The 14,005-nt window shown below is 67.3% G+C and carries 13 protein-coding genes and 1 pseudogene; 9 read left to right on the top strand and 5 right to left on the bottom strand.

From position 1 onward, the window contains the following. The first annotated feature begins 5 nt into the window (after positions 1–5). The 9 genes and pseudogenes from AB6806_RS25260 to AB6806_RS25295 all read left to right on the top strand — a co-directional run bounded on the left by AB6806_RS25260 (position 6) and on the right by AB6806_RS25295 (position 9,271). Entirely contained in the window at positions 6–1,436 is a 1,431-nt protein-coding gene (locus tag AB6806_RS25260; protein ID WP_370955783.1) for a M20 family metallopeptidase, read from the top strand. A 91-nt stretch (positions 1,437–1,527) separates the two neighbouring features. After that, positions 1,528–3,165, top strand: coding sequence for an ABC transporter substrate-binding protein (locus AB6806_RS25265; RefSeq protein WP_370955785.1), 1,638 nt, complete (start codon positions 1,528–1,530; stop codon positions 3,163–3,165). 10 nt (positions 3,166–3,175) lie between these two features. Further along, complete coding sequence (locus AB6806_RS25270) at positions 3,176–4,243, top strand: ABC transporter permease (protein ID WP_142022612.1); 1,068 nt, start codon at positions 3,176–3,178, stop codon at positions 4,241–4,243. A gap of 9 nt (positions 4,244–4,252) precedes the next feature. Continuing rightward, on the top strand, positions 4,253–5,179 hold the full coding sequence (locus AB6806_RS25275; RefSeq protein ID WP_142022613.1) for an ABC transporter permease: 927 nt from the start codon (positions 4,253–4,255) through the stop codon (positions 5,177–5,179). Positions 5,180–5,249: 70 nt separating this feature from the next. Continuing rightward, positions 5,250–5,708, top strand: a pseudogene (locus AB6806_RS28980) (ATP-binding cassette domain-containing protein); the annotation flags it as partial. Positions 5,709–5,870: 162 nt separating this feature from the next. Beyond that, complete coding sequence (locus tag AB6806_RS28985) at positions 5,871–6,038, top strand: ABC transporter ATP-binding protein (protein ID WP_429069189.1); 168 nt, start codon at positions 5,871–5,873, stop codon at positions 6,036–6,038. Further along, entirely contained in the window at positions 6,035–6,829 is a 795-nt protein-coding gene (locus AB6806_RS25285; protein ID WP_142022615.1) for an ABC transporter ATP-binding protein, read from the top strand. The genes AB6806_RS28985 and AB6806_RS25285 overlap by 4 nt, the downstream gene beginning before the upstream one ends. A gap of 23 nt (positions 6,830–6,852) precedes the next feature. Further along, on the top strand, positions 6,853–7,881 hold the full coding sequence (locus tag AB6806_RS25290; protein ID WP_370955787.1) for a serine hydrolase domain-containing protein: 1,029 nt from the start codon (positions 6,853–6,855) through the stop codon (positions 7,879–7,881). Positions 7,882–7,918: 37 nt separating this feature from the next. Beyond that, positions 7,919–9,271, top strand: coding sequence for an MmgE/PrpD family protein (locus AB6806_RS25295; protein WP_370955788.1), 1,353 nt, complete (start codon positions 7,919–7,921; stop codon positions 9,269–9,271). Here AB6806_RS25295 and AB6806_RS25300 read toward each other — a convergent pair. The 5 genes from AB6806_RS25300 to AB6806_RS25320 form a co-directional block, all read right to left on the bottom strand. Beyond that, a complete protein-coding gene (locus AB6806_RS25300) occupies positions 9,190–10,353 on the bottom strand; it encodes a LysR family transcriptional regulator (RefSeq protein WP_370955790.1) in 1,164 nt (387 codons plus the stop codon). The two genes, AB6806_RS25295 and AB6806_RS25300, sit on opposite strands and share 82 nt — an antisense overlap. 85 nt (positions 10,354–10,438) lie before the next feature. Continuing rightward, positions 10,439–11,317: an SMP-30/gluconolactonase/LRE family protein gene (locus AB6806_RS25305; protein ID WP_370955791.1), complete on the bottom strand. Its 879-nt coding sequence runs from the start codon at positions 11,315–11,317 to the stop codon at positions 10,439–10,441. 24 nt (positions 11,318–11,341) lie between these two features. After that, positions 11,342–12,271 (bottom strand): 3,5-dioxohexanoate:acetyl-CoA acetone transferase, encoded by a 930-nt coding sequence (gene kce / locus AB6806_RS25310; RefSeq protein ID WP_112763156.1) that lies wholly within the window; start codon positions 12,269–12,271, stop codon positions 11,342–11,344. Positions 12,272–12,280: 9 nt separating this feature from the next. Continuing rightward, positions 12,281–13,228: a 3-hydroxyacyl-CoA dehydrogenase gene (locus tag AB6806_RS25315; protein WP_370955793.1), complete on the bottom strand. Its 948-nt coding sequence runs from the start codon at positions 13,226–13,228 to the stop codon at positions 12,281–12,283. After that, positions 13,225–14,004, bottom strand: a complete 780-nt coding sequence (locus AB6806_RS25320) for an SDR family oxidoreductase (protein WP_370955794.1) — start codon at positions 14,002–14,004, stop codon at positions 13,225–13,227. Before AB6806_RS25320 ends, AB6806_RS25315 begins: the two co-directional genes overlap by 4 nt. Position 14,005: the final 1 nt, after the last annotated feature.

The raw sequence follows: 14,005 nt of genomic DNA on the forward strand, positions 1-14,005 counted from the left end.
AAGCCATGCAGAATTCCGAAATCATCTGGGAGCTGGTCGATGCCAAGCGGCAGCCTTTCGAGGCACTGAGCGACCGCGTCTGGGGCATGCCCGAGATCGCCTATACCGAGTACCGCTCGGTCGGCGAGCATATCGCGATGCTCAAGGAGCAGGGCTTCCGCATCACCGAGAACGTCGCGGGCATTCCGACCGCGGTGATGGGCGAGGCGGGCGAGGGCGGCCCGGTGATCGCGATCCTCGGTGAATACGACGCGCTGCCGGGCCTGAGCCAGGAGGCTGGTATCGCCGAGCCGAAGCCGGTCGAGGCCGGCGGGCACGGCCATGGCTGCGGCCACAACATGCTGGGCTCGGCTGCGCTGCTGGCGGCGACCGCGGTGAAGGACTGGCTCGCCAAGACCGGCCGCTCGGGGCGCGTGCGCTATTTCGGCTGCCCGGCGGAAGAGGGCGGCGCGGCCAAGGCCTTCATGGTGCGGGCCGGCGCCTTCGACGATGTCGATGTCGCAATCAGCTGGCACCCGGCCTCGATGACCAAGGTCGACGATGCCTTGTCGCTCGCCAACACCCGGATGGATTTCCAGTTCACCGGCCGCGCCTCGCATGCTGCGGCTGCGCCCCATCTCGGCCGCTCGGCGCTCGATGCGGTGGAACTGATGAATGTCGGCGTCAACTACATGCGCGAGCATATGCCGTCCGATGCGCGCATCCACTATGCCTATCTCGATGCCGGCGGCATTGCGCCCAATGTCGTGCAGGCCTCGGCCAAGGTGCGCTACGCCATCCGGGCCCGCGACCTCGCCGGCATGCTGGAGCTCAACGAGCGCGTGAAGAAGATCGCCGAGGGTGCGGCCTTGATGACCGAGACCACGGTCTCGATCTCGATCATGAGCGCGGTCTCCAACATGCTCGGCAATACGCCGCTGGAAGATGCGATGTTCAAGAACATCGACCGGCTCGGCCCCGTGCCCTTCGACGCGGCGGACAAGGCCTATGCGGCCAAGATCCAGGCGACGCTCGGCCCGGCCGACATCCTCAACGATTATCGCAAGACCGGGATCGCGCCGCGCGAGAACACGCCGCTCTGCGATTTCGTCGTGCCGCAAGGCACGCGCGGCGTGCCGATGATCGGCTCGACCGATGTCGCCGATGTCAGCTGGAAGGTGCCGACCATCCAGGCGCGGGTTGCGACCCATGCCATCGGCACGCCCGGCCATTCCTGGCAGATCACGGCGCAGGGCAAGGCGCCGGCGGCGCACAAGGGCATGGTCCATGCCGCCAAGATCATGGCGGCGACCGCGGTCGACGTGATCAGCGACGAGACGCTGCTGGCGCGCGCCAAGAAGGACCATCAGGAGCGGGTGACGCGGACGCCCTATGTCTGCCCGATCCCGGCCGATGTGAAGCCGCCGATCAAGCCGCGGCCTGCTGCTGCCGCCTGAGTCGGCGCGACCTCGGGAGCAACCGCAAGGCTGCTCCCGGACGACATATGCGTTTCCAATCAAACAATAATCAAAGAGCGGGATCGAGATCATGACCAACCGAAACGACGAGATCGTAATCAAGCGACGCCTCGCCGGACGCAAGCTGCTTTCCGCCGCGGCAGTCGCCGCCCTTTGCGCCGGCGCGGGAATGGCCGTTGCTGCGACGCCGAAGAACGCGCTGGTGATGGCGTGGAACGTCGACGCGATCAGCACATTCGACCCCGCCCAGGTCGGTGAGGTCGTCACCAACGAGATCCTGCAGAACACCTGCGATACGCTGGCCGATTTCGACCCGGCCGACGAGCGCAAGGTCGTGCCGAGCTTCGCCGAGCGCTGGGACGTCTCGCCGGACCGCAAGGAGATCACCTTCCATCTGCAGAAGGGCGCGAAATTCCCCTCCGGCAATCCCGTCACGGCCGAGGATGTCGCCTGGTCGCTGCACCGCGTCGTCAAGCTCAATTTCGGCAACGCGGCGACGCTGACCGAGTTCGGCTTCACCAGGGACAATGTCGAGCAGACCATCGTCGCGGGCCCGAACGACACGCTCGTCTTCAAGCTCGACAAGCCCTATCCGACGACGCTCGTGCTGCAGTCGATCGCGGCCAACCGGGTGTCCATGGTGATGGACAAGAAGACCCTGATGGCGAACGAACAGGGCGGCGATCTCGGCAACAAATATCTGGCGACGCGCACGGCCTGCGTCGGCCCCTACAAGCTGACGCGCTGGAATGCCGGCGAGTCGATCGTGCTCGAAGCCAATGATGGCTATTGGGGCAAGGCGCCTGCACTCAAGCGCGTGCTGATCCGCCATGTCGCGGAGCCCGGCACCCAGCGCCTGCTGCTGAGCCAGGGCGATGTCGATGTGGCGCGCGACCTGACCCCGGAGGACCTGCGGGATCTCGAGTCCTCCAAGGACATCACGATCAACAAGGTCCTGCGGCCACAGCTCTTCTATTGGGGCTTCAACGTCGCCGACGGCCCGTTCTCCAAGGAGAAGGTGCGCCTCGCGATGCGCTACCTGATCGACTATGACGGCCTCGGCAAGACGGTGATGACCCATCTCGGCGTGCCGCGCGCCAGCTTCGCCCAGCTCGGCGCCGTCGGTGCGCTCGACGCGAAGGAAGGCCAGCCCTTCAAGCTCGACCTCGACAAGGCCAAGCAGCTCCTGGCGGAGGCGGGCTATCCCAACGGCTTCGAGGCGACGATGATCTTCGGCACGCTGCCGCATTCGAACCCGATCGCCCAGAGTGTGCAGCAGAATGCGGCCAAGGTCGGCGTCAAGCTCTCGCTCGAACGCATGGCCAATGCCCAGCTCTTCAGCAAGGTGCGCGGGCGCGAATACCAGTCGGCGATGCTGGCCTGGCAGACCAACGTGCCGGATGCGCATGGCAACGCCTCGCGCCTCGTCTTCAACCCCGACAACCGGCTCGAAGCGAAGCAGACCCAGTATCCGAGCTGGCGCTCGGCCTATCAGGATCTCGAGCTCAACAAGAAGGTCGACGAGGCGCTGCTCGAGCCCGATCCGGCCAGGCGCGACGCGCTTTATGCGGCGCTCCAGAAGGACGTCATGGCCAAGGGCCCGATGGCCTTCATGTTCCAGATGAACAACGTCGCCGGCGTGCGCAAGGACCTGAAGTCGTGGACCTGGAACGGCTTCCGGACCTATTACGAGCTGGCGACCAAGTAAGGCCGCCGCGATGTCCCGGACCGCCATAGCGGCGTCCGGCCCGGGCACCGAACCAGGGCGGATTCTTCCGTCCTGGCTCAAGGTATCGGGCCGGATCCTCGCATCCTTCGCCGTCACCTTGCTCGGGCTGGCAGCGCTGACCTTCTTCATCGGCCGTCTGCTGCCACTCGATCCCGTCGTCGCCGTGCTCGGCGACAACGTGACCCAGGAAGCCTATCAGGCGATGTACAAGCAGCTCGGTCTCGACCAGCCGCTCTATGTCCAATTCGGCCGCTATATCTGGGGTGTGCTGCATCTCGATTTCGGGATGGCGCTGACCACCGGCAAGCCGGTGATGGCCGATATCGCCCGCGTCTTCCCGGCGACGATCGAGCTCGCCAGCGTCGCGATCGTCATCGGAACCAGCCTGGGCATCCCGCTCGGTGTGCTCTCGGCGATGTATCGCGGTTCCCTTGTCGACCAGATCGTCCGGGTCGTCGGCCTGATCGGCTATTCCGCGCCGAATTTCTGGCTCGGCCTGATGGGGCTGGTGCTGTTCTACGCGACGCTGGGCTGGGTCGGCGGCCCCGGTCGCATCGACTTCACCTACGAGTTCGACCTCGAGCCCGTCACCGGCTTCCTGCTGATCGACAGTCTTCTCGCCGGCAACTGGGAGATGTTCGGCAATGCGGTGTCGCACATCATCCTGCCGGCCTCGATCCTGGCCTTCAGCTCGCTCGCCTATATCAGCCGGATGACCCGCAGCTTTATGATGGAGCAGCTCAGCCAGGAATATGTGGTGACGGCGCGGGTGAAGGGCCTGTCCTGGGCGCGCACCGTCTGGGGCCATGCCTTCCGCAACATCGCCGTGCAGGTGGTGACGGTGGTGGCGCTGTCCTACGCCTTCCTGCTCGAAGGCGCGGTCTTGACCGAGACGGTCTTCGCCTGGCCGGGCTTCGGCCGCTACCTGACCAATGCGCTGCTCGCCGGCGACATGAACGCCGTCGTCGGCTGCACGCTGCTGGTCGGCGTCATCTTCGTCACGCTCAACCTGTTGTGCGACCTGCTCTACCGGGTCTTCGACCCGCGGACCCGCTGAGGCATGGCCATGACACCACAATCCATCGACCAGGCCGGCGGGCGGGGCCTCAAGGCCTGGCTCGCGGCGCCCGTTCCGTCCTCGCCCTTCCAGGCGCGGATGCAGCAATTGTCGCTGAAATGGTGGCGGCTCAGGGCCAATCCTGCCGCCATGTTCGGCCTCGCCGTCATCGTTCTGATCGTGCTGGTGGCGCTGTTCGCGCCCCTCGTCGCGACCCACGACATCTACGCGCAGGACCTGACCAAGCGCCTGCAACGGCCTTCGGCTGCGCATTGGTTCGGCACCGACGAGCTCGGCCGCGACATCTTCAGCCGGTTGGTCTTCGGCGCCCGGATCACGCTCTACATCGCCCTGCTGACGGCTGTGATCGCCGCGCCGCTCGGGCTGATCGTCGGCACGACCTCCGGCTATCTCGGCGGCTGGGTCGATACCGTGCTGATGCGCATCGTCGACATCTTCCTGGCCTTCCCGAGCCTGGTGCTGGCGCTCGCCTTCGTCGCGGCGCTCGGGCCCGGCATCGACCATGCGATCATTGCGATCGCGCTCGCCGCCTGGCCGCCGATCGCGCGGCTGGCGCGGGCCGAAACGCTGTCGATCCGCAAGTCCGACTACATCGCGGCGGTCCGCCTGCAGGGCGCGTCGCCGCTGCGGATCATCCTCGGCCATGTCGTGCCGATGTGCATCCCCTCCGTCGTGGTGCGCATCACCCTGAGCATGGCGTCGATCATCCTGACGGCGGCCGGCCTCGGCTTCCTCGGCCTGGGCGCGCAGCCGCCGAGCCCGGAATGGGGCGCGATGCTGGCCTCGGGCCGCGAGTTCATCCTGACCAATGGCTGGATCGCCGGCATTCCCGGCCTCGCCATCCTCGTCACCAGCCTGGCCTTCAACCTGTTCGGCGACGGCCTGCGCGACATCCTGGACCCGCGTCATGGATAAGCCGCTGCTCGAGGTCGAGGACCTCTCCGTCACCTTCAAGGGCGCGCATCGCTCGGTGCAGGCGGTGCGCGGCATCTCCTTCAGTGTCGGCCGCGAGAAGGTCGGCATCGTCGGCGAATCCGGCTCCGGCAAGTCGCTGACGGGGCGCACGATCCTGAAGCTGACGCCGAAGGCGGCGACCATCTCCGCCAGGAAGCTCTCCTTCGACGGGATCGACCTCATCGCCGCCAGCGAGCGCCAGATGCGGACCATCCGCGGCAACCGCATCTCGATGATCCTGCAGGACCCGAAATTCTCACTCAATCCGCTGATGCGGGTCGGCGAGCAGATCACCGAGGCCTACCGCTTGCACCACAAGGTCGGCGGCAAGGAGGCTGAGGCGCGGGCGCTCGCCATGCTGGAGGCGGTGAAGATCCGCGACCCCGCGCGCGTCTTCAAGCTCTTCCCGCACGAGGTCTCGGGCGGCATGGGCCAGCGCATCATGATCGCGATGATGCTGATCCCGGAGCCTGACCTGATCATCGCGGACGAGCCGACCTCGGCGCTCGACGTCACCATCCGGCGGCAGGTGCTGAGCATCCTCGACGAGCTGGTGACGCGGCGCGGCGCCGGGCTGATCTTCATCAGCCACGACCTCAATCTGGTGGCGGATTTCTGCGACCGCGTGCTGGTGATGTATGCCGGCCGGATCATGGAGGACATCCCGGCGCGGGAGCTCCGCAATGCCCGCCATCCCTATACCCGTGCGCTGCTCGACAGCCTGCCGCGGCTCGACCGGCAGGCCGACATGCTGCAGGTGCCGAGCCGCGACCCGGCCTGGCTGGATGGGCCGACCTTGCAGAGCGGGAGCCGGGCATGAGCGCTGTCGATCCCGCTTCGGCGGTGAGCCGCCCGGCCGCGCTGACGGTCAGCCATCTCTCGGTCGTCTTCGGCCGTGGCAGCTCGATGCTGAAGGCGGTGGACGACGTCTCCTTCACGCTCGGCCATGGCGAAGCCTTCGGGCTGATCGGCGAATCCGGCTGCGGCAAGTCGACCGTGCTGCGCGCGCTTGCCGGGCTCAACAGCGAGTATGGCGGCACGATCAGCTTCCAGGATCGCGAGGTGCCGCATAAGCGCGACAAGGCTTTCTTCCGGCGCGTGCAGATGGTGTTCCAGGACCCCTATTCCTCGCTGCATCCACGCAAGATGGTGCAGAACGTGCTGGCCGAGCCGCTGAAGATCCACGGCTTCGACCGGCCGCAGGAGCGCATCGACGAAATCCTGACCGCCGTCGGCCTCGGGCCGTCCTTCCGCTATCGCTTCCCGCACGAGCTCTCGGGTGGGCAGCGCCAGCGCGTCGCGATCGCCCGCGCGCTCATCATCGAGCCTGAGCTGCTGCTGCTGGACGAGCCGACCTCGGCGCTGGACGTCTCCGTGCAGGCGGAAATCCTCAACCTGCTCAAGCAGCTCCGCCGTGACCGCGACCTGACCTATCTGATGGTCAGCCACGATCTCGCGGTGGTGACGCATCTCTGCGAGCGCGTCGCGATGATGAGCGAGGGCCGCATTCTCGAGGAGATGAGCGCCGCCGACGTCAGGGCGGGCCGGGCGCATGAGCCCTATACGCGCGAGTTCCTCGAGGCGAGCGTCGGTTATCGCCCGATCGCGTGAGCGGCCGGGCTGCGGAGGATCAGATGATGGACGAGACAGTGATGAGGGGCGAAGCCCTGGGTGCGGAGCATTGGCCGGCGAAGGGCTGGGAGAGCGTCTCGCCGGAGGCGGCAGGCTGGTCGCGCGAGGGGCTCGACCGGGCCTGGCGCTTCGCCGATACCATCTCGACGGCGACGCTGATGATCGTGCAGGGCGGGCGCGTGGTGGCGAGCCGCGGCGATCTCGCCCATCGCTACCAGTGCCATTCCGTCCGCAAGAGCTTCCTCAGCGCCCTGATCGGCATCCATGAAGAAGAAGGCCGGATCGACCTGTCGCGCACGCTCGCCGATCTCGGCATCGACGACAAGGAAGGCCTCAGCGAGCGCGAGAAGGCGGCGACGATCTATGATCTGCTGACGGCGCGCTCAGGCATCTTCCACCCCGCCGGCTATGAATCGCCCTGGATGAAGTCGATCAAGCCGGCCCGCCATTCGCAGCCGCCGGGTGCCTTCTGGCTGTACAACAACTGGGATTTCAACGCGCTCGGCACGATCTTCACGGCGCTGACCGGCGCCGGCATCCATGACGATTTCCTGGCGCGGATCGGCCGCCCGCTCGGCATGGAGGATTTCCGCCTCGACAGCGAGCGGCGCGACGGCTGGCTGGAGCCTGACGATTGCTCGGTTCATCCCGCCTATCCGTTCCGGATGTCGACGCGCGACCTCGCCCGTTTCGGCCTGATGTTCCTGCGGCAGGGCCGCTGGCAAGATGAGCAGGTCGTGCCGGCCAACTGGGTCGCGACCAGCGTGCTGCCGCTCTCCGATGCCGGGCCGCGCGGCGGCTATGGCTATATGTGGTGGACCGAGCGCTCCGGCACGGGCTTCCCCGGAGTCGTGCTGCCGGCCGGCAGCTACAGCGCCCAGGGCGTCGGCGGGCAGACCTGCCTCGTCATTCCGTCGCTCGACCTCGTCATCGTCCACCGCGTCAACACCGATATCAAGGGCACGGAGGTGAGCCGTTTCGCCTTCGGCCGCCTGCTGCGCCTGATCCTCGAAGCGCGCCGGCAGAGTTGAGCAGCGTTTGCCATCGCAAGACCGACCGGGAGTGATCATGCCGAGCGCCATCGAACGTATCGCGGAGTGGAGCCGCTCCGCGCCAGCCTTCTCGCCACTGGCCCGATTGCGAGCGCATCACGCCATCACCGATACCGTGGGCTGCATGCTGGCCGGGGTTGGCGATCAGGCGACGCAGGCCGTGCGTCAGGCCTTCGCTTCCGGGATCGGCCCGCGGGGCGCTGCGGCGGTTGCGGGCGGTGGCAGGGCGACCGAGGCGATCGCCGCGCTGGTCAACGGAACGGCGGCGCATGCGCTCGATTATGACGATAATTTCAGGCCGGGCATCACCCATGCCTCGGCGGTGCTGGTGCCGGCGCTGCTCGCGGTGGCGCAGGGGCGCGGGGCGAGCGGGCGGGCCTTCGTCGACGCCTATCTCGTCGGGCTAGAGGCGCAGGCCGCCGTCGGGCGCGGCATCAACCCGGCGCATTACACCATCGGCTGGCACGCGACCTCGACGGTCGGCGCGATCGGGACGGCGGCGGGCACGGCCTGGCTGATGGGGCTCGACGGGGCGGGCATCGCCCGCGCGATGAGCGTTGCCGCCAGCATGGCAGCCGGCCCGAAGGGCCAGTTCGGCACGCCGGCCAAGCCGCTGCATGCCGGGCTCGCGGCGCGCAATGCCGTCGATGCGGCTGCGCTCGCGGCAGCGGGGATGACCGGGCGCCTCGACATCCTGGAATGCCCGATGGGCATTGCCGAATTGTTCGGCGACGACAGCGCCGCCGGTTGGGAGCGGATGGTGCTGGCAGCGCCGCACGTGATCGAGAGTGACGGGCTGACCCCGAAGCGCCATCCCTGCTGCGGCTCGACGCATCTTGCGGTCGATGCGATCCTCGACCTCAAGGCGGAGCATGGTTTCGCAGCCGACGATGTCGCGGGGGTCGACACGCTGGTCGGCATCGCCAATGCGCGCAATCTCGCTTATCCCGATCCGCAGGACGAGATGCAGGGCCGCTTCTCGATGCATTATTGCGTCGCGCTCGCGCTCTTGCAGGACCGGCTTTCGTTGGCCGATTTCACGCCGGAAGCGGTCGCGCGTCGGGAGGTCCGGCGGCTGTTGCCGCTGACGGTGATGCGGTCCTACGACAAGAGCGAGGAGGTGGCGGGGCGCCAGCCGCATCGCGTCACCATCAGCCTCAAGGACGGGCGCGTGCTCAAGGCCGATCGGCTGGAGGCCAAGGGCTCGATCGCCGATCCGTTCGACGATGCCGACCGGGAAGCGAAGTTCCGGGATTGTTGCGCCGGGATGCCGGGCGCCGCCGCGCTTTACGCCCGGCTCGCCGATATCGACGCCATGGCCGATCTCGACAGCTTGCTGTCGGAACCCGCGGAAGCCGGGCGCGCATAGCCGCGTCGACTGACGGCAGGGCAGGGCGGGTCGTCCGGGCGTGCTGGCTGGCCGTCATCCGCGATGGCGGCCCAGAACTGCTCGACGGGAAGGCGGCTCCGCTGCCTTGCCCGATAGAGCCGGATTTCGGCCGAGATATACCATGAGGGGTCGGCCGCCGGCACGAGCTGGCCGCTGCGCAATTCCTCGACGACAAGGCTCTCGGGCACCCAGGCGACGCCATGTCCGGCCAGGACCATGGCCTTGAGGCCAACCGACATCGGATTCTCGTAGACGGTGACCAGCGGTGTCGGCCGCTCGGCGAAGAGCAAGGCAAGCCGGCGCGCGAAGAAGGAGGCGTTGCCATAGCTCAGCAGGCGCACCGGCGCACCGCCGCAGCGGAAGGCGTGGAGCGGCTCGCCGGCGCTGTCGGGGATCGAGACGGGGATCGCTCTTTCGGCGCCGAGGTGGCGGTAGACGAAGTGTTCGGCGTCCAGTTCGGGCGGCACGGCCGGATGCGCATAGGTCAGCAGGAAATCGCATTCGCCATGATTGAGCAGTGCGACATTGCCGTCGAAGGATGAGCGTTGATCGCAGAATCGCGTCTTCAGCGGACCGAGCTTGTCTTCGATGCGGCGCATCAGGCTGGGGAAATAGGTCAGGGACAGGGTGTTGAGCGTGGCGAAGGTCAGCGTCTCCGACTCGTCTTCGTGCTGCTGGCGGACCTCCCGACGCGCGTCCTGCACCTGCCTGAGGATGTCCTGGGCACGCGGGAGGAAGGTCCGGCCGGCTTCGGTGAGGCGGATCGGATAACTGCTGCGGTCGAACAGCGGCAGGCCGAGCCATTCCTCCAGCTGTTTGACCCGGCGGCTCAGGGCGGATTGCGTGATGTTCCGCTCAACGGCGGAGCGCGAGAAGCTCAGCGTCGTCGACAGGCTCAGGATGTCTTCCAGCCACTTCAACTCCATTGCCATGTCCTCCGCCGCAGCGGGCAGGATGGCATGGCTGCTCCAGCCACACCAGAAGTGGACAAGGCAAGGGAAGGGAGCATTGACGACGAACTCGCCCTGCCGTTGGGCTTCGATGCGTCCGCTCGCGGCCATGCTCCCTCTATGGGCGGGAGCTGCCGTTTGAGCGGCTGCGCAACCCCAGGCTAACTGCCTGATCCCGGCTGAATGTCGGGATTCTTCATGCCCCGAACCGCATCTCCGGCAGGCCGCGAATGCCAAGATCGTGGATCGCGAAGAGGCTGCCGCGCAGCACGCCGTCTCCGGGGAAGCGCGGTAGCGGGGGCTTCGCCATCGAGGTCACGAAGAGGATGTCGAGCTTCGGGCCGCCGAACATCACGCTCGTCACCTTCTTGACCGGCATGTCGATGATGCGGTCGACGCTGCCGTCCGGCGCGTAGCGCACCAGCCGCCCGTCATAGACCAGCGCGTTCCAGAGATAGCCCTCGGCATCGACGGTCGAGCCGTCCGCCGCGCCACCTTTCGAGGTATCCACCTTGGCGAAGACCCGCCGGTTGGTGGCGGCGCCGCTGTCGAGGTCGTAGTCATAGGCCCAGATCTCGCCGGACCAGGTATCCTGGAAATAGAAGGTCTTGCCGTCCGGGCTCCAGCACGGACCGTTCGAGCAGACGATGCCGGTGTCGAGCTTCGTCACCTTGAAGTCGGTCGAGAGGCTGTAGAGCGCGCCGTTGGCGCCTTCCTCCTGCGTGTCCATCGAGCCGGCGACGAAGCGGCCGCGCTTGTCGACCTTGCCGTCGTTCAGGCGGTTGGCGGGCTGATCAGGCTCCGGATCATGGACGAGCGTGACCTCGCCGGATTTGAAATCCAGCGCATGGAAGCCGCGCTGCAGCGAGACGATCGCGCCTTGCCCATCCTTGCGCAGCGCCATCGAGCCGATCTTCTGCGGCACGTCCCAGGCCCGGACCTCACGCCCATCCACGGTCGCGCGGAAGACCCGGCCGTCGAAGGAATCGATCCAGTAGAGCCGCTCCTGCTCCACGTCCCAGAGCGGGCCTTCGCCGAGCGTCGTCTTGACGTCGACCAGCACCTCGATGCGCATGTTCGTCTCCTGCTCCGTGATGGTTCAGAACGCGACCTTGTCGCCGCCCTTGAGCGACAGCATTTCGCGGGCCTCGTCCGGCGTGGCGATCTCCAGCCCCAACCCTTCCAGGATCAGCCGCACGCGGCGAACCTGATCGGCATTCGTCTCGGCGAGGCGCCCCGGCCCGAGCCAGAGGCTGTCCTCCAGCCCGACGCGAACATGCCCGCCCTGGGCCGCGGCGATGGCGGCGACATTCATCTGATTGCGACCCGCCCCGAGCACGGACCAGCGATACTGGTCTCCGAAGAGCCGGTCGGCCGTGCGCTTCATATGAGCGATGTCGTCGGGGTGGTTGCCGATGCCGCCCTGCAGCCCGAACACCGTCTGGATGAAGAGCGGCCCCTGCACCAGCCCGCGGTCGAGGAAGTATTTGAGATTGTAGAGATGGGCGGTGTCGTAGCACTCGAACTCGAAGCGCGTGCCGCTGCCGGCGCAGGTCGTCAGGATGTGCTCGATCTGCCCGAAGGTGTTGCGGAAAATGATCTCCTTGTTGGCGAGATAGGTCCGCTCCCAGTCGTGCTTCAGGTCCTTGAAGCGGTCGAGCATGCCGAAGAGGCCGAAATTCATCGAGCCGAGATTGAGCGAGGCCAGCTCCGGCTTGAAGGTTGCGGCCGGCTTCACGCGCTCCTCGATCGTCATGGTCGGGGCGCCGCCGGTGGTGATGTTGACGACGCAATCGCTGCGCTGGCGGATGATCGGCAGGAAGCGGGCGAAGGCCTCTGGCGTCTGGTCCGGCGCGCCGGTCTGCGGATCGCGGGCGTGAAGATGGACGATCGCAGCGCCGGCTTCAGCCGCGCCGATCGCCGCGTCCGCGATCTCCTCCGGCGTCACCGGCAGGTAGGGCGACATCGAGGGCGTATGGATCGCGCCGGTGACGGCGCAGGAGATGATGACCTTGCGGGCTTTCGCCATGATGGACTCCTATTCTCCGATGTCGCGCGCGGCGGCGCGCTTATGGGCGGCGAGCGCCATCAGGCGCCGGTCTCGCCAGATCTGGCGCTGGGCGAGGTCGTCGCGGGAGAGGCGCGCAGCGCGCTGGCCTTCGACCTCGTCCATCAGCGGCCCGCTCCAGTCGGCGCGGCGGCCGGCGAGCTCGGCGGCGATGCCGCTATAGATGTGCTGGTAGCGCTGGGCGTAGTCACGCACGCCGCCGGGCGCATTCAGGTCGATCGTCTCGAACGGGCCGATGAAGGACCAGCGCAGCGCGAGCCCCTCGCGGATGCCGATATCGACATCCTCGACATCGGCGATGCCGTCGGCGACGAGCCGGAACGCCTCGTCGAGCAGCGCGCCCTGCATCCGGTTCATGATGAAGCCGTCGATCTCGCGCTTCATCACCAGCGGCTGCTGTCCGCAGCCGCGCATGAAGGCGGCGGCCTTATCGACCGTTTCCGGTGCCGTCCAGGGCGAGGGGCAGACCTCGACCGCCGGCACGAGATAGGGCGGGTTGATCGGGTGGCAGACGAGGCAGCGGCCGCGGCCCGCGACATGGTCCATGAAGCGCGAGGGCAGGATCGCCGAAGTCGAGCTGGCGATCACGGCGTGCGATGGCGCCAGCCGGTCGAGATCGGTAAAGACCGCACGCTTGCTCTCGACGATCTCCGCCGTGCTTTCCTGCACATGGTCGGTGCCGGCGAGCGCCTCGTCGAGGGCGTCCACGGGTTGCAGCCGCGCCAGCACCTCGGCCGGCTCCTGGCCGTCGAGCAGGCCGTTGGCCGCGAGCTCGGGCAGGACGGACGCCGCGAATTCGAGCGCGGCACGCGGCGCCTTCGGATCGCGATCCCAGAGCCGGACCTCATGCCCGGCGCGGGCGAAACTGATCGCCCAGGAGCGGCCGATCAGGCCGGAGCCGACGATGGTCGTTCTCATAGCGACTCCAGATTGCCGTCGACGGGAAAAGACTGGCCGGAGAGGTTGTTGCCGGCCGGCGTCAGCAGGAAGAGCGTCATCGCCGCGACGTCCTCGGCGTCGGTCATGCGGCGCAGCGAGATGCGCTGGAGGTACTGCTCGCGCATCTCCGCGAACGATACGCCGACCTGCTCGGCGCGGGCCTGGATGACGCCGTCCATGCGCGGCCCCTTGATGATGCCGGGCAGGATGGCGTTGACGCGGATATTGGCCGGGCCCAGTTCCTTCGCGAGCGACTGCGTCAGGCCGATGATGCCCCATTTCGCGGCGGAGTAGGGGGTGCGGAAGGCGTAGCCGAAGCGCCCGGCGGAGGACGACATGTTGACGATGGCGCCGCCACCCGCCGCCTTCAGCATCGGCACGGCAAGCCGCGTGCAGAGAAACTGGCCGGTCAGGCAGATGTCGATGGTGCGGCGCCACTCGCCCGGGTCGATCTCGTCGACGCCGCCGGTCGGCCCGGCAATGCCGGCGTTGTTGATCAGCGCGTCGAGCCCGCCGAGCGTGGCCTGAGCCTCGTCGAACAGCCGCGCCACGTCGTCGTCATCCGCGACATTGCAGGTCGTCGCGCCGTGGCCGGGATGGGCGGCGCGGAAATCGGCGAGATGCCTCTCATCGATGTCGCAGATATGGACGCGTGCGCCGTTCTCGATCAGCAGATCGGCGATGGCACGGCCGATGCCGGAGGCGCCGGCCGTGACGACGACGCGAAGGCCGGGCTTCAGGGCGAGTGCTGGCATC

The organism is Allobosea sp. RCC_152_1, assembly GCF_041360765.1.
Taxonomy (GTDB): Bacteria; Pseudomonadota; Alphaproteobacteria; order Rhizobiales; family Beijerinckiaceae; genus Allobosea; species Allobosea spartocytisi.